20 protein-coding genes are annotated in these 24883 nt (G+C 69.4%); 7 read left to right on the top strand and 13 right to left on the bottom strand.

The genetic code is table 11. The features are described 5' to 3' along the window. Nucleotides 1-147: 147 nt before the first annotated feature. From AB0O44_RS00935 to galU, 3 genes are all read right to left on the bottom strand, one after another. A complete protein-coding gene (locus AB0O44_RS00935; RefSeq protein WP_364133189.1) occupies nucleotides 148-930 on the bottom strand; it encodes a hypothetical protein in 783 nt (260 codons plus the stop codon). A 296-nt stretch (nucleotides 931-1226) separates the two neighbouring features. After that, entirely contained in the window at nucleotides 1227-1868 is a 642-nt protein-coding gene (locus AB0O44_RS00940; RefSeq protein ID WP_290255841.1) for a GNAT family protein, read from the bottom strand. A gap of 4 nt (nucleotides 1869-1872) precedes the next feature. Beyond that, nucleotides 1873-2778 (bottom strand): UTP--glucose-1-phosphate uridylyltransferase GalU, encoded by a 906-nt coding sequence (gene galU / locus AB0O44_RS00945; RefSeq protein WP_290255842.1) that lies wholly within the window; start codon nucleotides 2776-2778, stop codon nucleotides 1873-1875. A 96-nt stretch (nucleotides 2779-2874) separates the two neighbouring features. Between galU and AB0O44_RS00950 the strand changes: the two genes are divergently transcribed. From AB0O44_RS00950 to AB0O44_RS00960, 3 genes are all read left to right on the top strand, one after another. Continuing rightward, nucleotides 2875-3510, top strand: a complete 636-nt coding sequence (locus AB0O44_RS00950; protein ID WP_290255843.1) for a 5-formyltetrahydrofolate cyclo-ligase — start codon at nucleotides 2875-2877, stop codon at nucleotides 3508-3510. 156 nt (nucleotides 3511-3666) lie between these two features. Then, nucleotides 3667-3918 (top strand): FmdB family zinc ribbon protein, encoded by a 252-nt coding sequence (locus AB0O44_RS00955; RefSeq protein WP_290255844.1) that lies wholly within the window; start codon nucleotides 3667-3669, stop codon nucleotides 3916-3918. 85 nt (nucleotides 3919-4003) lie between these two features. Continuing rightward, nucleotides 4004-4750, top strand: coding sequence for an RcpC/CpaB family pilus assembly protein (locus AB0O44_RS00960; RefSeq protein ID WP_364133195.1), 747 nt, complete (start codon nucleotides 4004-4006; stop codon nucleotides 4748-4750). Nucleotides 4751-4809: 59 nt separating this feature from the next. Here AB0O44_RS00960 and AB0O44_RS00965 read toward each other — a convergent pair whose 3' ends face one another. From AB0O44_RS00965 to AB0O44_RS00995, 7 genes are all read right to left on the bottom strand, one after another. Next, nucleotides 4810-9015, bottom strand: coding sequence for a DUF4011 domain-containing protein (locus AB0O44_RS00965; protein ID WP_364133198.1), 4206 nt, complete (start codon nucleotides 9013-9015; stop codon nucleotides 4810-4812). A 208-nt stretch (nucleotides 9016-9223) separates the two neighbouring features. After that, complete coding sequence (gene guaA / locus AB0O44_RS00970; RefSeq protein ID WP_364133200.1) at nucleotides 9224-10813, bottom strand: glutamine-hydrolyzing GMP synthase; 1590 nt, start codon at nucleotides 10811-10813, stop codon at nucleotides 9224-9226. 152 nt (nucleotides 10814-10965) lie between these two features. After that, the gene (locus AB0O44_RS00975) at nucleotides 10966-11478 is read right to left on the bottom strand and encodes a DUF3817 domain-containing protein (RefSeq protein WP_290255848.1); all 513 of its coding nucleotides are present in this window, start codon (nucleotides 11476-11478) and stop codon (nucleotides 10966-10968) included. Continuing rightward, nucleotides 11475-12344 (bottom strand): SURF1 family protein, encoded by an 870-nt coding sequence (locus AB0O44_RS00980; protein ID WP_364133202.1) that lies wholly within the window; start codon nucleotides 12342-12344, stop codon nucleotides 11475-11477. The genes AB0O44_RS00975 and AB0O44_RS00980 overlap by 4 nt, the downstream gene beginning before the upstream one ends. Before the next feature lie 126 nt (nucleotides 12345-12470). Then, on the bottom strand, nucleotides 12471-12959 hold the full coding sequence (locus tag AB0O44_RS00985) for a PTS sugar transporter subunit IIA (protein WP_290255850.1): 489 nt from the start codon (nucleotides 12957-12959) through the stop codon (nucleotides 12471-12473). 60 nt (nucleotides 12960-13019) lie between these two features. Beyond that, nucleotides 13020-14771, bottom strand: coding sequence for a glycerol-3-phosphate dehydrogenase/oxidase (locus AB0O44_RS00990; protein ID WP_290255851.1), 1752 nt, complete (start codon nucleotides 14769-14771; stop codon nucleotides 13020-13022). A gap of 103 nt (nucleotides 14772-14874) precedes the next feature. Further along, entirely contained in the window at nucleotides 14875-16011 is a 1137-nt protein-coding gene (locus tag AB0O44_RS00995) for a GuaB3 family IMP dehydrogenase-related protein (protein ID WP_290255852.1), read from the bottom strand. A 140-nt stretch (nucleotides 16012-16151) separates the two neighbouring features. Between AB0O44_RS00995 and AB0O44_RS01000 the strand changes: the two genes are divergently transcribed. The 4 genes from AB0O44_RS01000 (at nucleotide 16152) to AB0O44_RS01015 (ending at nucleotide 19038) form a co-directional block, all read left to right on the top strand. Beyond that, entirely contained in the window at nucleotides 16152-17045 is an 894-nt protein-coding gene (locus AB0O44_RS01000; RefSeq protein WP_364133205.1) for a hypothetical protein, read from the top strand. A 91-nt stretch (nucleotides 17046-17136) separates the two neighbouring features. Next, a complete protein-coding gene (locus AB0O44_RS01005) occupies nucleotides 17137-17766 on the top strand; it encodes a hypothetical protein (RefSeq protein ID WP_364133208.1) in 630 nt (209 codons plus the stop codon). Then, nucleotides 17763-18410, top strand: coding sequence for a hypothetical protein (locus AB0O44_RS01010; protein WP_364133210.1), 648 nt, complete (start codon nucleotides 17763-17765; stop codon nucleotides 18408-18410). The genes AB0O44_RS01005 and AB0O44_RS01010 overlap by 4 nt, the downstream gene beginning before the upstream one ends. Before the next feature lie 19 nt (nucleotides 18411-18429). Next, the gene (locus AB0O44_RS01015; RefSeq protein WP_364133213.1) at nucleotides 18430-19038 is read left to right on the top strand and encodes a hypothetical protein; all 609 of its coding nucleotides are present in this window, start codon (nucleotides 18430-18432) and stop codon (nucleotides 19036-19038) included. A gap of 41 nt (nucleotides 19039-19079) precedes the next feature. Here AB0O44_RS01015 and AB0O44_RS01020 read toward each other — a convergent pair whose 3' ends face one another. The 3 genes from AB0O44_RS01020 to AB0O44_RS01030 form a co-directional block, all read right to left on the bottom strand. Next, nucleotides 19080-20915 (bottom strand): ABC transporter ATP-binding protein, encoded by a 1836-nt coding sequence (locus tag AB0O44_RS01020; RefSeq protein ID WP_364133216.1) that lies wholly within the window; start codon nucleotides 20913-20915, stop codon nucleotides 19080-19082. A gap of 105 nt (nucleotides 20916-21020) precedes the next feature. Continuing rightward, nucleotides 21021-22532, bottom strand: a complete 1512-nt coding sequence (guaB, locus tag AB0O44_RS01025) for an IMP dehydrogenase (RefSeq protein WP_364133219.1) — start codon at nucleotides 22530-22532, stop codon at nucleotides 21021-21023. A 212-nt stretch (nucleotides 22533-22744) separates the two neighbouring features. Further along, the gene (locus AB0O44_RS01030; RefSeq protein ID WP_364134634.1) at nucleotides 22745-24820 is read right to left on the bottom strand and encodes an acyltransferase family protein; all 2076 of its coding nucleotides are present in this window, start codon (nucleotides 24818-24820) and stop codon (nucleotides 22745-22747) included. Between the last annotated feature and the right edge of the window lie 63 nt (nucleotides 24821-24883).

Genomic DNA, 24883 nt, shown 5'->3' on the forward strand with positions numbered 1-24883 from the left:
GGGAACGGCGTCACCAAACGTTCTTAGGCTACAAAGTATCTGCCCGCAACGCCAACCGACGCACCGGCGCGGGCACCAACCCCACTCGGAAAAGCCAAAAAGCCCCGGATTCACCGTGGTGGTGGATCCGGGGCTTCCTGCGTGGACTCAGGCTCGGCGCCGCTGCAGGACGTCGTCGAGGTTGCTCAGTGCGCTCTGGCCCTTGCCCTGGGGTTTGGACGCGGCAGCCTCCTCGGCGCCGCGCACGGAGGCCTGCTTCAGCGACGGCTTGCCGACGGCCTTCGGTGCGGCGGGGAGGTCGAGGGGTTCCGGGGCCGCACGTTCGGCCTTGGGGGCCTCGACGTAGGTCGGCTTGGGCACCTGTACCGGTTCCCAGCTGGCGCCCTCGGGGGAGGCGGGGTCGCCGACCTGGTGGACGGAGGTGTCACCGGACGCGGCCGCCTCGGCCAGGGCGGCCTGCCGCAGCTCGGCGGCGGTCAGCGTTGCGGGACGGACCGGCCCGGCGTCGGCTTCGGCGTCGAACAGGGGGCTGTCCTTTGCCGGAGCGTCGGAGGGGACGGCAGTGGGGTGCTCGGCAGGCGCGGGCCGCGCCGGGCGGGGCGGGGCCATGGCCGACCGGAACGCGCGCTCAACCTTGCGGCGACGGTCACGGACGGCGAGGGAACGAAGGAGTACGACGGCGGCGACCGCGGCCAGCAGGGTCAGGACCGGCAACCAGCCGGAGCCCAGACCGAAGAGCCGGAGCACTCCGGACACGACACCGGTCAGGAGAGACACCACCGCCAGCAACGCCAGCGCCAGGCGGCCGTACCGGATGCGGAACGTGGAGTTTGCCGGAAGCCTCGAGGGCCGGGCGGACTTCATCGACGCCGGGGCGGACGCCGCGTCCGGCGTCGAAGGGGCGGAGGCGGGGCGCTGCGTACTGGTCATCGGTTTCTCCTGCGGTGACGTCATGGCCACGACGTTTCCGGCTTGGGGGTCGGCTCGTTCCACGTCCGCGGCGTCCATCAGGAAGTCTCCAGCCGGCCGAAGCTGGCGGCTGTTCCGGAGCATGTAGGGAGCCACCCATACGATCCAGAGCGCAACAGCGACGACAAGGATCACTGAGCTGCTGAGAGGGAAGTCCACACTCAAAACCGTAAGAGCTTGAGGGCGTGGCGGACCGCATTAGCGGCGGTGTGTCGCGGCGCGGCCGGAGAAACTGCCCAACGTGACGAAAACGCAGGTCAGGACGGCGTTTCCCGCCGGCGTACCGGGCCCTCCCGGAGCCACCGGCCCAGCAGGCCCTCGGGGACCTCCTCGGCCGTCAGCGCGAAGCTGCGGTGGTCCGCCCAGCGGCCGTTGATGTGCAGGTACCGGGGCCGATACCCCTCGTCCCTGAAGCCGAGTTTCTCAACCACCCGCAGGCTGGGACCGTTCTCCGGCCGGATGTTGATTTCCATCCGGTGCAGCCCGAGGGTGCGGAAGCAGTGGTCCGTGGCCATGGCCACCGCGGTGGGCGCGATGCCCTGCCCGGCCCGGTCCTGGTCCACCCAGTACCCCAGCGTGGCCATCATGGCCGAGCCCCACACAATCGAGGAGACGGTCAGTTGCCCCACAATGACGGGTTCCCGGTGTCCCGGCGTCCAGGCAGCAATCACGAACGGCAGGGCCGTCGCCTGTGCCGCCTGGGCTTTCAGCGAACTCACCATCTGCCGGTAGTTGGGCAGGCCGCCCCCGGGAGCCGGGTTGGACGCCTCCCAGGGGGCCAGCCACTGCTCGTTCCGGGCGCGGAGGGCGCTCCACTCGCGGCGGTCACGGTACCGGATCGGCCGCAGGACCAGGTCGCCGCTCTCCAGCGTGACCGGCCAGGTGAAGCTGCCCCCCACGGGACTAGTGCGTCAGCCCGGCGGTGAAGCCCGGCAGCCACTCCCGCAGGCCCGGGCCCAGGTCTTCGCTGTCGCAGGCCAGCTGGACGCAGGCCTTCAGGTAGCTCAGCTTGTCGCCGGTGTCGTAGCGGCGGCCGCGGAAGACGACGCCGTACACGCCGTAGCCTTCACCCTCGCCGGCGGCGAGTTCCTGCAGTGCGTCGGTGAGCTGGATCTCGCCGCCGCGGCCGGGCTCGGTGCGCTCCAGCACGTCGAAGACGGCCGGGTGCAGGACGTAACGGCCGATGATCGCCAGGTTGGAGGGCGCGTCTTCGACGTCGGGCTTCTCCACGAGGTGGTTGATGCGCACGTAGTCTTCGCCGTCGACGGCCTCGACGTCGGCGCAGCCGTAGGCGCTGATCTGGGACGGATCGACCTCGATCAGGGCCACGACCGAACCGCCGGTCTTGGCCTGCACCTCGATCATGGTGCTCAGCAGTTCGTCGCGGGCGTCGATCAGGTCATCACCGAGCAGGACGGCGAACGGCTCGTAGCCGACGTGCTGCTTCGCACGCAGCACAGCGTGGCCGAGGCCCATCGGGTCACCCTGGCGGACGTAGTGGATGTCGCCGAGGTTGCTGGCGGCCTGGATGGACTCGAGCTTGGCGGTGTCACCCTTTGCTTCGAGGGTCGCCTCCAGGGTGGGGACCCGGTCGAAGTGGTCTTCAAGGGCCCGCTTGCTGCGCCCGGTGATCATCAGGACGTCGTTGAGGCCCACCTTGACGGCTTCCTCGACCACGTACTGGATGGCCGGCTTGTCGACGACGGGCAGCATCTCCTTCGGCATCGCCTTGGTGGCGGGAAGGAAGCGGGTGCCGAGGCCCGCTGCGGGGATGACGGCCTTGCGGACGGAGGCGTTAGGTGTCTTCACCCGACTAATCTAACCGAGGGGGCAAACATCAGGTAATTGCCCTTACGGTGCGGCTGCGGCGTGTTTGCCCGGCCGGCGAGGCGAAGGAGCCACTGCATGGAAGCGCGCGACAGGGACACCAAGGAAGCGATCCGCACCCGGCACCGGCAGCGTCGGGCGGCAATGACGCCGGCGGCGCGCTCGGCGGCCGGTTCAGCCCTGGCCGTGCACGGCGCCGCGTGGGCGGCGTCGCTTACCGACGGCGGAACAGGCACCTTCGCCGCCTACCTGGGGGTCGGCTCGGAGCCGCCGACTCTTCCCCTGTTGGAGGCCCTGCACGACGCCGGGCATAGGGTGCTGCTTCCCGTCTGCGAGCCGGACCTGGAACTGAGCTGGGTGGTGTGGACGCCGCAGAGCGAATACGCGCGGAGCCGGTACGCGCCGCTTCAGGAACCAATCGGGGAACGGCTTGGCACCGATGCCGTGGCGGGGGCAGCCGGAATCTTCGTTCCCGCCACCGCGGTGGACCTCGACGGAAACCGGATCGGCCAGGGCGGCGGCTACTACGACAAGTTCCTCGCCGCCCTCTCGGCCCTGCCCGGGAACGACGGCAGCCACCCGGTGCCGACTGCCGGCGTCGTCTACGCCGATGAAGTGTTGCCCGCGGGCACCATCCCCGTCGAAGTCTTCGACCGGAAGGTCGGGGCCGCACTCACGCCCGACGGCCTTGTTCCCACAGTCGCCAGCCGCTGACGCCGCATATTCTTCCACTTGTTCGCGCGGTGATAGAATTAGCACTCAGGCCCTGTGACTGCTAATCCCCTGGCTCCCCGAGCCAGCCGCCCCTCAAGGAGCGGACGGGAGGGACGCAGTACGGGACCTGCTCGTTTGTCCTAGAGGAGGAACCCAGTGCCCACGTACGCCTACGCTTGCAAGGACTGCAACCACGCCTTCGAGACCGTGCAGTCGTTCTCCGATGAATCGCTGACGACCTGCCCGGAGTGCCAGGGAACATTGCGCAAGAAGTTCAACAGCGTCGGAGTCGTCTTCAAGGGCTCCGGCTTCTACCGGACCGATTCCCGCGATTCCAAAGGCAGCTCCGTGGCGCCCGCCGCACCGGCTGCCACCCCGGCCGCGGCTCCGACCGCCGCCGCCAACTAAGGCACCTGCAGCTTCCCGCTGTAGCTTGTCCACATAGCCCGGACCGGGGCTAAGCCCGCCGCGTTCAGGCTCCTACCGTGAAGCCATGGCACCAGCAAGGCTTCACTTCTTTCGTACCGGGACTGCCCGCGGCCCATCCGTTGTGGGCCGGCCCGCGGGAGGACGCTTACTTACCTCCCGCCGGTCCTCCCCACGTCGCCTCCGTCGCTGGGTGGGGCGCAACCGCAGGCTGATCGCCGCCCTTCTGTTGTGCCTGGCCGCCGGGCTCGCAGTCCAGCAGCTTACTCCCGCTCCCCCGCCGACGGTCACGGCCTGGGCCGCGGCCGGGGATCTTCCGGCGGGGCGGCTCCTCGCCCCGGGGGATCTCAACGCAGTCCAGGTTCCGCCGGGGGTTTTACCTGACGCGGCCATTGACCCGTCGACGGCCGAGGGGCAGCAGCTGGGCATCGCGTTGAGCCGGGGGCAGTTGCTGAGCTCATCGTTCTTTGTCGGACCCGGCCTCTTGACCGGGAGCCCACCCGGTTCCGCCGCCGTACCGTTGCGCATGGCTGATCCCGCCTCGATCCAGCTGGTCTCCCCCGGTCAGCTGGTCAACATCGTGCTGACCGGCGGCAATGGGTTTGAGCAGGCGGCAACGTCGGAGATTCTGGCCGCGCGCGTCCCGGTGCTCTGGACCTCCGCCCGTGGCGGCAGGTCCGGGCAATGGCTCGACGTCGGCGATACGGACGGGCTGATGGTGGTTGCGGCCGACCCCGAGCAGTCCAGGAAGCTTGCCGGCGCGTCGACGCAGGGACAGTTATTTTTTGTCCTCGTTGGTCCCGGTGGGCCGTAGTCACGCTGCGGGCGTGCTGTTGCTCACCGTCCCGCGCCGGCGCTGCCCCGCCCCTGGTGTCAGCCCCAGTGCGGCGGCTTCTGTTCCTGCAGCCAGGCGTCGTGGTCATACCCGCCGGGCTCGTCGCCCCAGCGTCGGGGATCATCCTCCGCGGCTTTGGTGGGAAGGATCCCTGCCGGGGACGCGCTGTGTGCAGCGGCGCCTTCGGCCCGGGACGGCTGACCGGAAGCACTGGCTGCAGTCCGGTCCGCGTCCTGATCCGGGGTACCGGCACTCCGGCCCTCCCCGGCCCGGGCTGCCCTGTCGGTATCGATGGTGGCCGCCGTGGCGGGTTCCCCGTGGGCTTCGCCGGGATGGTTCCGGTTGTCGTTTGCGGCGCTCTGGTGACTGGTCACGTCCGCCTCCTTAGTACTGCTCGTAAATTCCTGCTGGTGCGCCGCGGCGGCCCAGGCGGTGGGCGCCTGGCCGGTGGCCGCATACGCGTCCCGGGCGCTCTCGAGCCCGAAACTTTCCATGTCGTCCGAGAAGCCCGGAGCGGTCCCGATCCGGGAGGACGCCACCGGCTTCTCCAATCCAAGGTACCCGCCAATCCGGTCCGCGCACACGGAGGGATCGGTAAAGACCTCGATGGTCCACAGCGCCATGTAGCGCCAGCCCAGGCGTTCCAGCAGCTGCGGCCGGAGCCGGCTGCGTTCGCGGACGGTCATCCGCCGGTAACGCTCGGTTCCGTCGGATTCGATGGCCACCGGACGCGGGATGTCGGCGTCGTCCTGTCCAATCGTGTGCAGTGGATCCGCAGCCGCCACCATGTCCAGGGCTCCGTCGTACTGGTGCCAGACGCGGGCGCCGCGGGCGCGGAGCCTGTCGCCGAGGTCCGTGACCAACGGGTCCGCACCTAGCGCCTGCTCGCTGGCGGCGGCGCGGGACGCGGGGCTGCCCAGGTCCGAGTTGCCGGCAATCTCCCGGTCGATCAGCTCGTAGAAGTCAACGGCCCCGTGGCTCAGCCGGGAGCTGTCCAGATCCTCGGGCCGGAAGCAGGTGAGCACGTGGAGGGAGCGCCGGGCACGGGTCATCGCCAGTGCGAACTTGGCGCGGCCGCCTTCGACGGACAGGGGCCCCAGGCTGTGCAGCGCGCGGCCGTGCGGCGTGCGGCCGTAACCGGGCGAGAAGATCACCCGGTCGCGGACCAGGCCTTGCGCCCGTTCGAGGTCGACCACGCGGAACGATTCGGTGCCCGCGGTGAAGAAGCCCGCCAGCAGCGGGTAGTTCGGCAGCTGCAGTCGGATGGCCTCGCCGATCCGGGCGGCGTGCCGCAGGCTGCCGGTGACGACGGCGAGGGAGGTCCTCGGACGCAGCCTCGCGTGGTCGAAGACAAGTTCCACAACCCGGTTCACTTCGGCCAGGACGGACTCGACGCCGTCCTGGTCAGCGCTTGGGAGACCCGTTCCGTCCGGCAGGTATTCGACCGTGAGGGCGCGGTCCAGCCCGGTTGCGGACTGCCCCTCGGGCAGCCGCCGGAGTTCGCCGCCGTAGAAGTTCTTACTCAGCTGCCGGACCAGATCCTCGTCCACGGCTCGGTAGACGGTCCGGAGCCTGCGCACCGGCAGCACCGCCGCCAGGCTCTGGTAGGCGCTATCGACGCGGTGGTGGGAGCTCTCTCCCGCCGCGAGCCGCTCGACACCCACGGTAAAGGTTCGCGGGCTGGCGATCCTGTCATCGCCGAAGGCAATAACCTGGCGGGACCGCGCGACCGCGGGGAGCACTGCCTGCAGGGAGGTCGCCTCGGCGTCGAGGATCACCACCGCGTCGAAGTGCCGTTCGGCGGGCAGCAGGCTCGTCATCAGGTACGGGCTGATGGACCAGACGGGCACGAGCATGGGGATGAGTTCGGCAGACTGGGCGGTGAGCGCCGCCGGCGTGACCCGGCCGTCCTTGAGCAGGCTCCGCAGCAGTTCGGCTTGCCGCGGGTGCTCTGCCAGCGCCGCCCGCCAGCGCTCCGCGAGCTTCCACCGGAGCCGGGCAGCGCCGCTGGCGATATGGGCGTTGTCCGCGAGGCGGTATTCCGCCTCCAGCTGCCGGAGGGCATCGCCGTCGGACATGGCGAGGTAGTCGTCCCCGCTGATCATCGCCTCCAGCGCGGACTGCCACCAGGCGAGCTCGAGTTCGGCGGCGACGGAGTCCGCGGAGACCTCACGCTCGGCAAGATCCGCCAGCAGCTCACCCAGGCCGTGCTCGCGCATGTTTTCAATCAGCAGCGTGCGTTCGGGCAGGGTCTCAAGGGTGCCGGTGTCCGCCACCAGGCGGGTCAGCCGGTCGAGCAGCTCCGGGTACGGCGTATTCTGCACGTCGCCGCCGTCGCGGGTATACCTGACGGCCTCGCCGAGGTCCTTGAGCTCGCCGTCCAGTTCCCGGTACAGCCCCGACAGCTCGCCCAACCCGGACGGCACCGCGGGGTGCCGCTGCGTGGTGGCGTACCCCGACCACGCCGCCCGCTGCTCCTGCACCAGGACCAGCGAACTGTGCAGGTCGGCAATGTGGACGCCGGGCCGGACGTACTCCTTCGCGACCCGCCGCAGCCGCGACCGCTGCATGGAGGGCATATCAATGCTGCGCTCCCGTCGCCACGACGAGGAAGCAGTGGCCGAGATCAGGTCGTGGACCGGACGGTCGAAGATGTCGGGGGTGAATTTGTCCAGGCTTCCCCGCACGGCGACCAGCAGGTCGATCTGGTCGCCCCACTCGGCAAAGGTGTCCCCCAGCCGGATTTCGGCGTGCTCGGCGACCTCGTTCATACGGTCGCGGAGCCTCGGCAGCTTCTCCGCGACAGAGCGCGCCACCTGCTGCGCTTCCTGGGTTTCCTTGCGGGTCAGCAAACGGGCGCCGTGCCACGGGCTCAGGGTCGAGGCCCGGCTGAAGCTGCCCAGTTCCGCGGCTCGCCGCAGCCGCTCGGCCAGTTCCGCGCGGTCGCGGATGTTATCAAGGACGCTGCGCTTGAGCCTGACGGTGGTCGCCGGGGCGGGATGGATCGCGGTCAGGGCCGCGAGCGATTGCATCGCCTCGTACGGGGAGCAGCCCCAGCGCTCCCGCACGTTGTGCAGGGAGGCCACGTGGTCCATCAGCGCGTGCCGGTGCTCAGTCAGGGTGGCGTGCAGGTTCTTCAGCTGCGGTTCGAGGGACTTCTCGTTGCGCACGATCGCGCGCACCAGCTGGCCCTTGAGCTGGAGCGGGGTGGTGCTCCCGGCCAGCTGCACCAGCATCGAGTCCAGGCCCAGGGCTTCGAGCTGCGCGGAGACCTCGCCCAGGCTGGCGCGGCGGTCCCCCACCACCAGCACGCTTTTGCCCTCGTCGACGAGGGCGCCGATGGTGTTGATCGCGGTCTGGGTTTGTCCGGTTCCCGGAGGGGCGCTGACCACCAGGGAGTCGCCGGCACGGACGGCATCCACCACGTATTGCTGGTCGGAGTCCGCGTCGAGGAGCAGAAGCTCATCGGCGGGGTTCCGCTCGTCCGTGCTGGCGAAGCGGCCGTCCTTGAGCTCGGGTACCTCCACGGAGTCGCCTGCCGCCACGCGGCCAAGGGCGGCAATGAGCTTGTTCTCCGGGTTGATCCACGGGTCGTCGAGGTTGCCGGAGAGATCGGCGAAGGTGGAGACGAGGAGGTTGTGCTCCACCTCGGCGCCGTGGATCGGCTGGATCAGTGTCGCGAGCCGGTCCAGGACGGGCAGCGGGTCGAAACGGGCGGTGCTGTAGGCCATCCGCGTCACGGCGTTGACGTCGAAGACGATGCCGTGGATGGTCTTCAGGTGACGGACCAGTGCCGGGTTGATCCGGGCCTGCTCTGTAAGTTGCAGCTCGTAGTCGTCTTCGCCGGGACGGACCGTGAGGGACACGGCCGTGAGCATGACCGGAGCGGAGACCCGCTGCGGCTTCCCGCCGACGGCCGAGGTCCAGACGACGGTGCCGGCCGAGAGGTACCCCGCGTCGATGCCCCGGTCGTTGGCCAGCTCAAAGATCTTCGAGCGCAGGTTCCGGGAGGCGCGCGCCGCCACGACGTACTGCTGGCGGTCACGGATGAGGGTGGACAGCCGCGTGCGCCGCCCGGCCATCAGCTGCGCCAGGCCCGACGGGTGGGCATGGGTCAGGTCGATGGAACCCTCGGGCGTCTTTGTGAAGCGCAGCATCGTGTCGGGGCCCGTGACGGGCTTCAGTCCCGACAGCCATTTCCTGAACTCCTCGGAGCCTTCGGGGTGGCCTTGACCAACTGACACTTCTGCCTTCTTTTCTGTGCTCACGGTTTCTGTGTTCGCGCGGAACGCCCTGGACCATACCGGCATGCCTTCGAGCGTAGCCCGGATCGGCCCGCCGGGAGGGGCCGCAACACTGGCAGGGGCCAAAATAGTGCGGTCGATTCCTCTCCACCGGCCGGAGGATTAAACGCCAAGGGCCGGCCTCCGGAGAGGCCGGCCCTTTACAAGGCTATTCCCACTCGATGGTTCCCGGCGGCTTGCTGGTCACATCCAGCACCACCCGGTTCACGCCGTCGACCTCGTTGGTAATCCGGTTCGAGATCCGGGCCAGCAGGTCGTACGGGAGCCGCGACCAGTCCGCGGTCATGGCGTCCTCGGAGGAGACCGGGCGCAGCACGATCGGGTGGCCGTAGGTGCGGCCGTCGCCCTGCACGCCGACGCTGCGGACGTCGGCCAGCAGTACCACGGGCATCTGCCAGACCTCGTTGTCGAGGCCGGCGGCGGTCAGCTCGGCGCGGGCAATCGCGTCGGCCTTGCGCAGCAGGTCGAGGCGTTCCTTCGTTACTTCACCGACGATGCGGATGCCGAGGCCGGGGCCCGGGAAGGGCTGGCGGCCGACGATTTCCTGCGGCAGGCCGAGCTGGGCGCCAACGGCGCGCACCTCGTCCTTGAACAGGGCGCGCAGCGGTTCGACGAGCTCGAACTGCAGGTCCTCGGGCAGGCCGCCGACGTTGTGGTGGCTCTTGATGTTGGCCGCGCCCTCGCCGCCGCCGGATTCGACGACGTCCGGGTACAGCGTGCCCTGGACCAGGAACTTGATCTTGTCGCCGTGCGCTGCCGCCTCGGCGACGATTGCCCGCTCGGCCTCCTCGAAGGCACGAATGAATTCGCGGCCGATGATCTTGCGCTTGGTCTCGGGGTCGCTGACACCGGCCAGGGCGGCCTGGAAGCGTTCCTGCTCATTGGCGACGTAGAGCTTGACGCCGGTGGCGGCGACGAAGTCGCGCTCCACCTGTTCGGCTTCGCCTTCACGCAGCAGGCCGTGGTCGACGAAGACACAGGTGAGCTGGTCGCCGACGGCGCGCTGGACCAGGGCGGCCGCCACGGCGGAATCCACGCCGCCGGAGAGGCCGCAGATGACCCGGGCGTCGCCGACCTGCTCGCGGATCCGGGCGACCTGCTCCTCAAGGATGTTGCCGGTGGTCCAGTTCGGTTCCAGCTTGGCACCCTTGAAGAGGAAGTTCTCCAGGACCTGCTGGCCGTAGGCGGAGTGCTTGACCTCGGGGTGCCACTGCACGCCGTAGAGGCACTTCTCCTCGTTGGCGAAGGCGGCGACGTCGGCGCCGGCCGTCGTGGCCAGGACCTCGAAGCCCTCCGGCGCTTCGTGCACGGAGTCCCCGTGGCTCATCCAGGTGCTCTGGTGCTGCGGCATGCCTTCGAGGATGGAGCGGCCCTCACCCAGGACGGTGGTCTCCGTGGCGCCGTACTCGCGAAGGCCGGTGCGGGCCACCTTGCCGCCCAGGGCGTTCGCCATGGCTTGGAAGCCGTAGCAGATGCCGAAGACCGGGACGCCGGCGTCGAACAGGTCTGCGCCCACGCCGGGGGCGCCCTCGGCGTAAACGCTGGACGGGCCACCGGAGAGGATGATCGCGGCGGGGTTCTTGGCCAGCAGCTGCTCGGTGCTGTAGGTATGCGGAACAACTTCCGAATACACATTCGCTTCCCGGACGCGGCGGGCAATCAGCTGCGCGTACTGGGCACCGTAGTCAACAACCAGGACCGGCCTTTGGGACGTCTGGGATGCAGTGGGTGTGGTCACCCCTCTAGCCTACTTTGCGCCCCCGCTCCCCCGCACATTCGCGGTGCGGCGGGTAAGCGAACTCACAGGCCGGCCGCGTCACGCGCGGCCGGTGAAGGTCAGCGGCGAACCGTGGCGGACGGTCTGCGGCGGCGCGGGGGCCGAGAAAGGGCTTAATAGCGCTGTGGTGCCTGCGGGTTGGCGGCCAGTTCGGCTTCGACCTCGGCGTGGAACTTCTTCTCCACGAAGAACGAGAGGAACGGCACGACGCCGCCGAGGGCCAGGATGATCATCTTGCCGAAGGGCCAGCGCATCAGGGACCAGAGGCGGAAGTTGGACATCAGGTAGACCACGTACATCCAGCCGTGCACGATCAGCACGGTGACCGAGACGTTGACGCCGCCGATAACGCCGGCCGGGTCGGCGTCGGCGAACCCGAAGCCGAACGGTTGCCCGGTGACCGCGTTGGTGCCGCCGGCGAAGAGGTACTGGCCGAAGACGTAGCGGGCGATCAGCTCGGCGCACAACAGCAGCAGCATGGAACCGGTGAGGTAGGCCAACACCTTGTAGAACTTCAGCGCGGAGCGGATCTGGGCCTCGGTTCCGCCGAAGCGGCGCTTCTTGCCGGCGGGTCGTCCCGGTCCGGCGGGCTGCTGCGGGTCGATGGCCGGTTTGGGCTCAATCATGATTGCACTCTCGGGTCGGTGGTGGTGTGGGTGGACGGGGTGTCGGTGTCCGGGTGCGGCGGGTCCTGTCGTTCGGACTGCTCGCGTTCCTGCTCGTCGAGGGCGTCCTCGAGATCCCGGCGGTAGTCGTCCTTGACCAGCCGCCACCAGATGAAGAGGGCGAACCCGGCGAACACCACCCATTCGGCGGCGTAGAAGAGGTTCAGCCAGTTGATGCTCTGTTGCGGCGGCTGGGGGCCGATGTCCAGGGCCTTCGCCGGCGCGGCAACGGCGACGTTGGCCCCGCCGGCGCGCTCGGCGCTGGCGGCGACGAAGCCGGGGTAGCTGCTGACATTCCAGACGTTGATCAGCTCGGCCGTGGAAACGGCGGTCGCCCGGCCGGGACCCGGGTCGGTGTTGGGGACGGGTGCCTCGGACGGTATCAGCCGCCCGGTCAGGGCGATGGTGCCCGAGGGCGGCGCGGCCGCGTCCGCGGGATCGGCAACCCAGCCGCGGGCAACGGCCAGCCAGGTTTCGGGGCTTCCGCCGGCACCGATCAGCACGGGGGCCCCCTGGACGGCGAAGCCGGTGACAATCCAGTACCCCTTGGCGCCGTCCTTGACCCGTCCGGGGACCAGGACCTGCTTCTGCGGGTCGTAGTGGCCGGTGGCGGTAACCACCTGGTCGGCCGCGGTGCCGGGGAAGAACTCGCCGGGTTTGAGGACGGCGGTCAGCGGTTTCGGGTCTTCGGTGGCGGTGGAAACCGGCGCCTCGGACCGCGTGGAGCGGCCGAACTGCCACTGGCTCAGCAGCACGAAGACCCCCGAGATCACCAGCGCAAAGACCAGGCCGGCGATCCAGCGGGGTTTGAGGGCGGTTTTCAACACCCCTTAACCGTACTTCGTCCGCCTGTAGAAGACCGAAACGGGCCTGGGAGTCCCGGCTGCCCCTAGAGTGGAGCAGCCCGGTCCCTGCGTGGCGACGAAGTCGACACGAAAGGGCCTGCCCCACTCTTAGTGGTCGAAGAACACCAGGGAGGAGTTGATCAGTTCGGCGATGACTTCCGGGTCGTAGGCCCGGCGCAGGGACTCCCGGAAGGATTCCTTGGACAGGGAGCGGGCCAGCGTGGCGAGGACCTCAAGGTGGTCGGAGAACGAACTCGCCGGCGTCGCGATCAGCAGCACCACGGTGGCTGGACCGTCGGCGGCGCCGAAGTCCAGCGCCTTGCCGTACTTGGTGATGCCCACGGCGATCGAGGTGCGGGAAACGAACTCGCTGCGGGCGTGCGGCAGCCCCACGCCGCCGGGCAGGCCGGTGGCCATCTGGTGTTCCCGGGCGTTGACATGGGAGAGAAAGCCCTCCAGGTCCGAGATCCGGCCCGCCTCGAACATCCGCTGCGCGAGCTGGGCGGAGGCGTCGTACTTGTCGGCGGCGTCCAGCTCCAGGATCACCATCTGCGGCGTGGTGAGGTCGGCATCGTACCGGTCCAGTGGTTCCGCCAAGAGCTGTCCCTTCGGTTTGGCTTCGTGCACGCCGGCCGGCTGGGGCCGTTCCCGCCCGGGTCAGCGCAACGGGACGATGTCCTCCACACCCAGCCGTGCGGCGTCGGCGGATTCGTCGTCCGGCTGTTCCTGGCTGAGCCGTTCGGCGTCCACCCGGGCCAGGTAGTGCTTGATTTCGCTCTCGCGCTGCGCATCGCTCCAGCCGAGAACTTCACCCATGAGTTTAGCGACTACCGGCGCGGCTGACACACCGCGGTCCCAGGCCTCGATCGAGATCCGGGTCCGGCGGGTCAGGACGTCCTGCACGTGCCGGGCGCCCTCGAACTTGGCCGCGTAGACCGCCTCGGCGCCCAGGTAGTCGTCGGCCCCGGGCAGCGGCTCGGCAAGCTCGGGGTTCTCTGCTATGAGGGCCAGGACTTCCGGGGCCATCGAGCCGTACCGGTTGAGCAGGTGTTCGACCCGGGCCACGTGCACCCCGGTCTCCTCGGCCATCCGGCTGCGCTTGTTCCACGCCGCCTTGAAGCCGCTGGCGCCCAGCAGCGGGATGGACTCCGTGCACGACGGCGGGACGCGTTCGTCCATGGTGCGGGTGGCCTCGTCCACGGCGTCCTTGGCCATCACGCGGTAGGTGGTCCACTTGCCGCCGGCGACGACGACAAGGCCGGGTACCGGGTGCGCCACGATGTGTTCCCGGGAGAGCTTGGCGGTGGAGTCGCTCTCCCCCGCCAGCAGGGGCCGCAGGCCGGCGTAGACGCCCTCGACGTCCTCCCGGGTCAGCGGCCGCTTCAGCACCTTGTTGACGTGCTCGAGGATGTAGTCGATGTCCTTGCTGGAGGCCGCAGGATGCGCCTTGTCCAGGTTCCAGTCGGTGTCGGTGGTGCCGATGATCCAGTGCCGGCCCCAGGGAATGACGAACAGCACCGATTTCTCGGTCCGCAGGATCAGTCCGACGGTGGACTGGAACCGGTCGCGGGGCACCACCAGGTGGATGCCCTTGGACGCGCGGACCTTCAGCTGGCCGCGGTCCGTGACCATGGCCTGGGTCTCGTCGGTCCACACCCCGGTGGCGTTGATGACCTGCTTGGCGCGGATGTTGAAGCTGGAGCCGTCCTCGTGGTCGACTACCTTGGCGCCGACCACCCGCTCGCCCTCCCGGAGGAAGTCCACAACGGCCATCTGGTTCACGGCATGCGCGCCGTAGTAGGCGGCGGTCCGGATGAGGTTCGCGACGTACTTGGCGTCGTCGACCTGGCCGTCGTAGTAGCGGATGGAGCCGACGAAGGCGTCGTTTTTCAGGCTGGGGGCGGCCCGCAGCGTTCCCCGCCGGCTCAGGTGCTTGTGGAAGGGGACGCCGCGGCTGTGCCCGCCGGTGATGGACATGGCGTCGTACAGGGCGATGCCGGAGCCGACGTAGGGCCGTTCCACGAAGCGTTTGGTCAGCGGGTAGAGGAACGGGACCGGACGGGCCAGGTGCGGGGCCAGGACCGAGAGGATCAGGCCACGCTCGTGCAGCGCCTCCTTGACCAGGGCGAAGTCGAGCATCTCCAGGTAGCGCAGGCCGCCGTGGATGAGTTTCGAGGACCGGCTGGAGGTTCCTGCGGCCCAGTCGTTGGCCTCCACGATGGCGACGCTCAGCCCCCGGGTGACCGCGTCCAGCGCGGCGCCGGCGCCGACGATGCCACCGCCGACGATGAGGATGTCGAGTTCCTTGCCGGGCTCCGCGGTTGCCCGCAACGCGGCCAGGGAAGCTTCGCGCTCGTCGGGTCCGAGCGCGCCTCCGGCCTTGGGAGCACCACCGGGAAAACTGTTCATCTCACGCCTCCATCCGGATCAAACCTCGTAGTGCACCACACTACGTCCAAGTTCGGCGGATGGGCAGGGGCAGGACGGCGGACCGGTTACCCCCTACGCCGGCTCAGTTCCCGGCGTAAGGCGAGACGACGACGTCGACGCGCTGGAATTCCTTCAGGTCCGAGTAGCCGGTGGTCGCCATCGAGCGGCGCAGGGCGCCGACCAGGTTGGCGGTGCCGTCGGTGTGGTGGCCAGGTCCGAAGAGAACCTCCTCGAGCGGGCCGACGGTGCCGACGTTGACCCGGTCGCCGCGCGGCAGCTCCAGGTGGTGGGCTTCCTGGCCCCAGTGCCAGCCGCGGCCGGGGGCTTCTTCGGCGCGGGCGAGGGCGCTGCCGAGCATGACGGCGTCGGCGCCCATGGCGATGGCCTTGACGATGTCGCCCGAGGTGCCCATGCCGCCGTCGGCGATCACGTGGACGTAGCGTCCGCCGGATTCGTCCATGTAGTCGCGGCGGGCGGCCGCGACGTCGGAGATGGCGGAGGCCATCGGCGAGTGGATGCCCAGGGCGCGCCGCGTGGTGGTGGTGGCGCCGCCGCCGAAGCCGACCAGGACGCCCGCGGCGCCGGTGCGCATCAGGTGCAGGGCGGGGGTGTAGCCGGCGGCCCCGCCGACGATCACCGGGACGTCGAGCTCGTAGATGAACTGCTTGAGGTTCAGCGGCTCGTGGTCCTTGGAGACGTGCTCGGCGGAGACCGTGGTGCCGCGGATAACAAAGATGTCGACGCCGGCTGCCAGCACGGTCTTGTAGTGCTCCTGGGTCCGCTGCGGGGTCAGGGACCCGGCGACGGTGACGCCGGCGGCGCGGATCTCGGCCAGCCGGGAGGTGATGAGTTCGGGCTGGATCGGCGCCTGGTACAGCTCCTGCATGCGGCGGGTGACGGCGGTGGAGCTGTCCTCCGCTTCGAGGGCCGCCAGCTGGTCCAGCACCGGCTGCGGATCCTCGTACCGGGTCCACAGGCCTTCGAGGTCCAGGACGCCGAGGCCGCCGAGACGGCCGAGAGCGATGGCGGTTTCCGGCGACATGGCCGAATCCATGGGTGCGGCGATCACCGGCATGTCGAACTTGTAGGCATCGATCTGCCAGGAAACGGAGACGTCCTTGGGGTCACGCGTACGGCGGTTGGGGACGATCGCAATGTCATCCAGGGAGTAGGCACGACGCCCACGCTTGCCTCGGCCAATCTCAATCTCGTAAGTCACTGCTCTAGGTTATCCCAGGCCCGGCCCGGGATGCCTGCGGCCGGCCGCCATGGGCAGCGCTGCCCATGGCGGTCCCGCGGGCCTGTCCCCTACGCTGGGGTCACACCAGCCCCCATTCATCCCTTCCTGGAGGACCATCCATGGCCCCTGGCCTTTACGGCGCCGACGTCGAGCAGTTGCGGTCCTTGTCAAAGTCCATGGGGCTGTCCGGGTCGCGGCTCTCCGACACCGAGCGCCGGATCAACTCCCTGGTGGCGGGAGCCGCCTGGCAGGGCGCCGATGCCGGCCGGTTCCGCAGCGAGTGGAGCGGCACCCTGAAGCCGCTCCTCAGCAGGGCCTCGCAGTCGCTGGCGGAGGCCTCGAAGCTCCTCCTCACCCAGGCCAACGAGCAGGAGGCGGCCAGCGCGCAGGGTGGAACCGCGGGAACCCCCGGCACCGGAGGCACCTCCCGCCCCGGCACTCCCGCCGGCAGCGCCTCCGGCAGTGCCGGTGGCACCGGGCAGGAAACCGGCCTCGAGACGATCATCGCCGGGGCCGGCGGGGCACCGTGGTTGGCAGGGAACGCTGCCGTCACCTCGGCCGGGCTCTACGCGGACAAACTGTTGGACACCATGGCCAAGGGCGGGCTGGTCACGAAGCTGACCAACTGGCCCATGCTCGGCGCCCAGTACGGCCAGGCCGCCGAAGCCGGCTACGTCCGCGGCACCCAACTCCTCAACGGCACCTCCCTGCTGGGGCGGCTGTCCGGCGGGTTGGGCATCATCACCGGCGGCCTGCAACTGGCGCAGGGAATAGCGACGGACAACACCGGGATGAAGATCGACGGCGGCATCTCCACCATCCTCGCCGCGGGCAGCTTCGTTCCGGTGGCGGGACCCTTCTTTGCCGTCGCCGGGGTCGCCTGGGGCGGGGCCGGCCTGCTCGCCAGCAAGTTGGGCTACGGCTCAGCCTCGGAAATGATCGGCGACGGCGCCACGCATGTCGCCGACGCCGTGGCCGACGGCGCCAAAAAGGTGTGGGGCTGGCTCACCTGAGCCGCCCATCCCCCCTTCTCCCTAGACTGGGACCAGAGACAGAGACCCGCGGCACCACCCAATCCCCAGACCCGTCGCCCGAAAGGCAGTCATGACCGCGCAAGACGACGCACCCCTGCTTATCACCGAGCACGAACTGATCGCCCTGGTCGCTTTGGCGGGCACCGACGCGGCTCTGATGTGCCAGCGCTTGTTCCGGCTGGACCATGCCGCCGGCGCGCCGCTGGAACAGGCAGGGGTCAGCACGCTCCTGGAACGGGGGCTGATGACCGTCGAGGCCGACGCCCTGGTGCCGGTCGGGCAGGCCGCCAGCGTGGCGGCCGCACTGGCCGGTGCCGATGCGTGGCTGGAAATCGCACTGGTCACCCCCCAGGCCGACCACGTGTACTTCCTCTTCGGCTCCGCCGACGGCGCCCTGATCCTCAGCCTGAGCAAATACGGGGTGCACGAACTGCGACCGCTCACCGATGCCGAGGGCATGATCGTTACCGCCGTCGAGATGGTGAATTTCTACCTGGGCGCGTCGCCGGACGGGCGGCCTGCCGCGGCCACCCTCCGGCGCCATCTCCCGGACGGCGCCTCCCACGCCGTGCACGTGAAGGCGGACCCGGACGGGTCCCTCGAACTCCGCGCCGGGGACGACGGCAGCGAGGCGGTCCCCCTCCGCCTAGAGGATCTGGACTCCAGCCTCCGCAGGGGCCTCGGCCTGCAGCCGGCATGACCGATCCGTCAACGTTCGCCCGGGACCGACCCGAGCATCCCCTGGACCACTGGGCCTCGCCGGAACTGGCCCGGGTCAGCCCGCCGAACGCCCCGTCCCGCCTGCGCCAGTTAGCCGACGCGCAGGCAGCCCGGGCCGCGGCCTGGAGCGCTGCCATCGCCGCCGGACCCGTGCTGCTGCTGGCGGGGGCCTTCATCTCGGCCCTGTCCGGAAACCCCGCCTGGGTCCTGGCTCTCGGCGCGGCCGGAGTGCTGTTGGCGGTGCCGGGCATCGTGGCCTGGAAACGGGTCCGCGCAACGCTGCCGGACGCCGGCGCCAGCCTGGTCACCCGCGGCCCGGGGTCGGCGCGCGGCGGCATCATGATGGTCGCGGTGCTGGCCGTAGTCCTCGGAGCCATCCTGGGGTTCGTCTCCCCCGGCATCGCTGCCCGGGGCGGCTCAACGCTGGCCGCGGTGGCCGGCGCCTACGTCCTGATGGTCGCGCTCCTGGCGGCTTGCATTCTGGTCCCCGCCGTGGTCCTGGGCCGCGGGCGGCAATCCTTCCGCCGCAGGATCGGCACGGACCCGAGCCTCCGTGCCGCGGTGGAAGCAGACCTGGCTACCTGGCGTGACCCCCGCGGTGCCGTCGGGTATGGACCGCTCTGACCGTGGCCGGGCACTAATCATGGCCGAGCGCTGGATTTTTGACGGACACATCGCCGGGATTGGCGCCGCGTCCGGTTTCCGTGCTGTGATCGGCATCTGGCATTCCTCCCCCTTGGGCGCCTTCGCCGATGTGATGGTCCAGGAGGCCACCGGACGGCGGCTGCTGCTGGCCCCCTCCGCGGCGGTGGCGGAGTTTGTCGCCGCCACCTACCAGTTCGACCAAGTGCAGATTGTGGACGTGGACGCCGGGCTCGACGGCGGCCGGCTCACCGTCGCCGCCGGTCCCCTGGCAATCGAGGCAGGCATCGGCACCCGCACGGTGACAGGCATCGGGCTCCGGGCGGTCCCTCACCGCCTCGCCGTCCACCCGGCCTGGCTGACCGCGATCAACCCCCTCGCCGCCCTGCTCAGCCCCGGCGCCCGGACCGCCGGCACCGCCGGGAACGGCAGGCGGGAGTTCTACGGCGTCACCGACCTGCACCGGATCAACGACGCCCGGGTCCGCTGGGACGGCGAAGACCAGGGCGCGCTGGTGCCGATCCGGCCGGCGGTAACCTTCGGCTTCAGCAGCGTCCCTGCCCGGCCCGCCGTGGCGACGGTCCGCACCACGATCCTTTCTGGAGACTGAGCCGTGCGGTGGGGCAGCCTGCGGTCCTCCCCTCTTGGAGGTCAGCCGGCGTCGGCGTCACTCAACTGCGATTCGAACATCCGGAAGTAGCGGCCGCGCAGGGCGACGAGGTCCTTGTGGGTGCCCTGCTCGACCACGCGGCCGTCCTCGAGCATGTACACCACGTCGGCCTTCTCGATCGTGGCGAGCCGGTGGCTGATGGCGATGATGGTGCTGCTCCGGTCCGCGAACAGCCGGGTGAAGATCCGGTGCTCGGCCAGCGCGTCGATCGCCGACGTCGGTTCGTCCATCACCATGAAGGCGGCGTCCCGGTAGAAGTTCCGGGCCATGGCCAGCCGCTGCCACTGCCCGCCGGAGAGGCCGCTGCCCTTGCGCCCGCGGGGGTCCTCCATCCAGTTGCTGACGTGGTTGTCCAGGCCGTTGGGGAGTTTGAGGATGAAGTCCAGCGCCTCGGCGTCTGCCGCTGCCCGGCGGATCCGTGCGTCGTCCCGCGGGGCGTCGACGTCGCCGAAGCGGATGTTCTCCGCGGCGGTGGCGAACTCGTACTTCAGGAACTCCTGGCTGAGCACCGCCAGGTGGCGGTGCCAGGAGGTGACGTCGACGGCGGCGAGGTCGACGCCGTCCAGCAGCACCTGGCCCGAGTCGGGGTGGTACAGCCCGGCGAGGATCCGGATCAGGGTGGACTTGCCGGCGCCGTTCTCCCCCACGATCGCGACGTGCTGGCCCTGCCGGATGGTCAGCGAGATGCCCTTGATGACTTCGAGGTCGCTGCCGGTATAGGTGAAGCGGATATCCCGCAGTTCCACGGTGCGGGGTGCCCGCAGCAGCGGCGGCGCGTGCTCGGAGTGCACCGGTAGCGCCATGAACAGCTCGTAGTCCTTGAGGTTGGCGAGGTCCTCGTCAATGGAACTCAGGGAGGAGACCAGGTTGTTCGCCGTGGACAGGGCGCGGCTGACGATCTGCTGGACGTACAGGAACTGGCCGACCGGCTGGGCCCGGGCGATGATCTGCCCGACGACCCAGATCAACGCCACCACCTCGGCGCCGTACTGGAGCGCGTCCGCCGCGAGCTGGCGCGGGATGTAGCGTTTCTGGAAGTCCAGCCGCCGTTTCTCGTCGGCGTCGCGGAGCCGGGACCGGAGTCCCATCAGGTAGCCGACGATCCCATAGAGCCGCATCTCGGCGATGTGCTGGGGCCGCAGCAGGTTGGTTTCGATCATCCGCCGCTGCCGGCGCGAATCCACCTGGGTGTTCCAGTGGGCGATCTGCTCCCGGGAGAGCTTGAACTGCAGGTAGACGCTGGGCACGATCGCCACCAGCACGATCACGGCGATCCACCAGCTGACCAGCCAGAGTGCGCCGATCGCTAGCACCACGGAGACCAGCTGCGTGAAAATCGCGGCAATCCGGTCCAGGACCCGGGCGTAGGAGTCGGAGAACCGCTTGGCCCGGTCGTAGAGGTCCACGGTTTCCTTGTCGTCGTAGCGCCAGAATTCCAGGGCCAGGAACCGTTCGTACATCAGGTCGCCCACGATCGCGCCGACCCGGAAGCTCATCAGCTGCTGGATGTAGCGGTCCACGCTGCTGAACGCGCCCCAGAACAGGCCAAGGGCGGCGGTAACGACGACGTAGACGATCGCCTGTTGCCCGGCGGCGGCGTTGCCCGCGTAGGCCGCGGCCAGCGCGGTCGTCGTCAGCGCGGCGAAGTAGGTGGTGACCAGCGGCAACAGCGCCGAGATCAACGAGCCGGCCACCTTCATGACGACGGCGGCGGGCGAGGCGCGGAAACTGACCCGCAGCACCTGCGCTACGGCCCGGGCGTAGGGCCGCAAGGCGAGCTTCCGTGCCGGTTCGCGCGCGGGCAGCAGTTCGGACATAGCTTCAGCCTAGGTCACGCGCCCAACGCCGCGGACACGCGAAAGGGGCCGTTCTGAGTGATCAGAACGGCCCCATTCGGGTATCAGTCGGGCACCCTGTTCGGGTCAGCGTGCGCCGTAGTTGGGCGCTTCGACCGTCATCTGGATGTCGTGCGGGTGGGATTCCTTCAGCCCGGCCGGGGTGATCCGGACGAACTTGCCGCGGGCCTTCAGCTCGGGGACCGTGGGGGCGCCGGTGTAGAACATGGTCTGGCGGAGGCCGCCGACCAGCTGGTAGGCCACGGAGGCGAGGGGGCCACGGTAGGCCACCCGGCCCTCGATGCCTTCGGGGATGAGCTTGTCATCGCCGGAGACGTCGGCCTGGAAGTACCGGTCCTTGGAGTAGGAGGTGTTCTTGCCGCGGGTCTGCATGGCGCCGAGGGAGCCCATGCCGCGGTAGAGCTTGAATTGCTTGCCGTTGACGAAGATCAGGTCGCCCGGGGACTCGTCGCAGCCGGCCAGCAGGGAGCCGAGCATGACGGTGTCGGCGCCCGCGACCAGGGCCTTTCCGATGTCGCCGGAGTACTGCAGGCCGCCGTCGGCGATCAGCGGCACGCCGGCGGGGATGGCGGCCTTGGCGGACTCGTAGATCGCGGTGATCTGCGGGACGCCGACGCCGGCGACGACGCGGGTGGTGCAGATGGAGCCGGGACCCACGCCGACCTTGATGCCGTCGGCGCCGGCGTCGATCAGGGCCTGCGCTCCTTCGCGGGTGGCTGCCTGGCCGCCGATGACGTCCACGTGCGCGGCCACCGGGTCCGACTTGAGGCGGCGGATCATGTCCAGCACGCCCTGCGAGTGGCCGTTGGCGGTGTCCACGAACAGGGCGTCGACGCCGGCGTCAATCAGGGCCATGGCGCGTTCCCAGCCGTCGCCGAAGAAGCCGATGGCGGCGCCGACGCGGAGCCGGCCCTCGTCGTCCTTGGTGGCCAGCGGGTACTGCTCGGCCTTGGTGAAGTCCTTGGTGGTGATCAGGCCCTTGAGCCGGCCCTGGTCATCGACCAGCGGCAGCTTCTCGATCTTGTTGGTGGCCAGCTTGTGGGAGGCTTCCTCGCGGCTGATGCCCACGTGGCCGGTGACCAGAGGCATCTTGGTCATGACGTCGCTGACCAGCCGGATCGCGAAGTCTGCCTCGGGAACGAAGCGGGTGTCGCGGTTGGTGACGATGCCGAGCAGCCGCATGCCCTCGTCCACGACGGGGAGGCCGGAGACGCGGTAGTGCGAGCAGATCTCGTCGAGCTCGGCCAGGGTGGCCTCGGGGCCGATGGTCAGCGGGTTGGTGATCATGCCGGATTCACTGCGCTTGACCCGGTCCACCTGGTCCGCCTGGTCGGCGATCGAGAGGTTGCGGTGGACGACGCCGAGGCCGCCTTGGCGGGCCATGGCGATGGCCATGCGGGACTCGGTGACCGTGTCCATCGCGGCCGAGAGCAGCGGGGTCTTCACGGAAATGCGCTTGGAAATCCGGGAGGAGGTGTCGGCGTCGGAGGGGATGACGTTGGTGTGCCCCGGCAGGAGCAGAACGTCGTCGTAGGTCAGGCCGACGAAGCCAAAGGGGTCGTGTTCGGGCTGGGTCATGAGTGCGCCTCTTACCTTGGGTTTCTGGGTTTCACGGGTAGGGGTTGCAGCAGATGACCAGCCCGTCATTACGGGCGTGGCCTGTGCAGAAGTGTTGAATAAATAGTAGAACCTTGGCGCCGATCCCCATATTCCGGGCGGCGGGTGTGAGCCACTTCATCCGGGGTGCCGGCCGGGGGCACACAGGCGCCGCGACGGCGCGCAGGCGCCGCTCAGCTCCAGCCGGTCGCCGCGAGCAGACGCTCCTCGAACATGGGGATCATGGTCTGCACATAGGTCTTGGTCAGGTGGTTGTCGTCCTTGTAGACGTAGACGTTGCCCACCACGGCGGGGCAGGTGCCGTTGGCGCAGATGAAGTCGCTCATGTCCATCAGGTGCAGCCGGGGCACCTTGCCGCGGTAGTCATCCAGCGGCGAGGCGGCGGCCAGGGACTCCTGGAGCGGGACGTTGCACGCGGCGGCGTCGGCGCCCTTCTTCTGGACGCATTCGGGCATGTTCTGGGTGAAGCGGGGGTTGTCCCGGATCCCGACGACGTCGATCCCGGCGTCGGTGAAGGGTTTGATGCCCTCAAGGTACTGCGGAACCTCGGTCTCGTAGGGCGCGTCCTTGTGGGTCAGGGAGGCGACGGTGAACACCGCATCCGGCTTATGTTCCAGGACGTACTCGGCGCTGGCCTTGTTGAAGGCGTTGCAGTCGGCGTCACGCTGGTCCGATTCGCCGCCGAACCGGCAGTTGCCCTTGAGCAGGGTGACGACCTCCCAGCCGTGGCTTTTGGCGACCGGGCCGAGGGCGGCCATGTACTGCTGGGCGTGCGAGTCGCCGAGCACCACGATCCGCTTGGTCACATGCTCGGGGCGGCTGTTCTGCAGGCAACCCTGCAGCAGCGGGTTGCTGGGCACGTTCGCGTCCGTGCAGAGGCCGTCGATGTCCGCCCATTCGTTTTTCATCGCCTGCGGCGCGGGAATGATCTTCGCCTCCGGCGTGGGTTTGCCGGCGTTTTCCGGCGCCAGGACGGCGGCCCCGGGGGTGAGGTCCCGCGGCTGCGCGGCGGCGGCGGCCTCATCCGCGCTGATGCGACCCTGCCAGAGGGTGATCGGGGCGGCCAGCAGGGCCCCGCAGGCGGCGATCACGACGGCGGAGCGCCAGGCCCGGCTCTGCGGCCAGTGCCATTCGCGCAGCGGCTTCTCCACATAACGGGTGGTCAGCACCGCCAGCGCGATGGAGACGGCGACGATGGCCAGGCCCTGCCAGAGGTCCGGCGCGGTGATCCCCCACCCGGCCAGGGCCAGCACCAGCAGCGGCCAGTGCCAGAGGTACAGCGCATAGGAGTTGTCGCCAAGGGCCACCAGCGGCCGCCAGGTAAGGAGCCGGTCCACGCCGAACCGGCTTCCGCTCTGCCCGGCGACGATGATGGCGGCGGCGGCCAGCGTGGGCCAGAGGGCGATGAAGCCGGGGAAGGACCGGTCGACGGTCAGGAGCAGTCCGCAGGAGAGCATGGCCACGAGGCCGGCCCAGCCCAGCACCACGCGCAGCGCCTTGCCAGGCTTCAGGTGCGGCAGGGCCAGGGCGAGCAGCGAGCCCAGGGCGAACTCCCAGAGGCGGGCCCCGGTATCGAAGTACGCGTAGGCCTGGTTGCTGGCGGTCTGGTCGATGGAATAGACGAGTGACGCGGCGAAGACCGCACCGAAGGCCACCGCGAGCAGCAGCGGGTAGCTGACGCCCTTTGTCCCCAGTGGAGTCCAGCGGTTCAGTGCCCGGCGGAGCAGCGCCGCTCCGGCGAAGATCAGCGGCCACAGCACGAAGACCTGCCCCTGGATGGAGAGGGACCAGAAGTGCTGCAGCGGGCTCGCACCCGAATGGTCTTGGGCGTAGTAGTCGACGGCGGTGTCCGCGAGCAGCCAGTTCTGCCGGTACAAGAGGGAGGCCCAGGCCTGGCTCAGGACATCGGGCCAGCGACTGGCGGGGAGGATCGCCCAGGTCCCGGCGAGCACGGCGAGCACCACCACGACGACGGCGGGCAGCAGCCGCTTCAGCAGGTGGAGCCAGTGGTGCACGAGGCGCAGCGGCTTCCCGGCCTCGACCTTGCGGGCGAAGCTCAGGGTCATGAGGAAGGCCGAGATGAGCAGGAAGATGTCCACGCCTCCCGAGACCCGGCCCAGCCAGACGTGGTAGGTCACGACCATGAGGACGGCCAGGGCGCGCAGCCCCTGGACCTCCGGGCGGTAGCCCGTTTTACGGCTCGCCGGAGACCCGGCCGGCGCATGCGGCCGGGTGGGATTGATTCGCAGCTCTGACACGCGGGACCCCTCGGGGTGATTCATCGACATTGTGGGCAGGATTCCGAACCAACA

This window comes from Arthrobacter sp. NPDC080082 (assembly GCF_040686595.1).
In the GTDB taxonomy this organism is placed as follows: domain Bacteria; phylum Actinomycetota; class Actinomycetes; order Actinomycetales; family Micrococcaceae; genus Arthrobacter.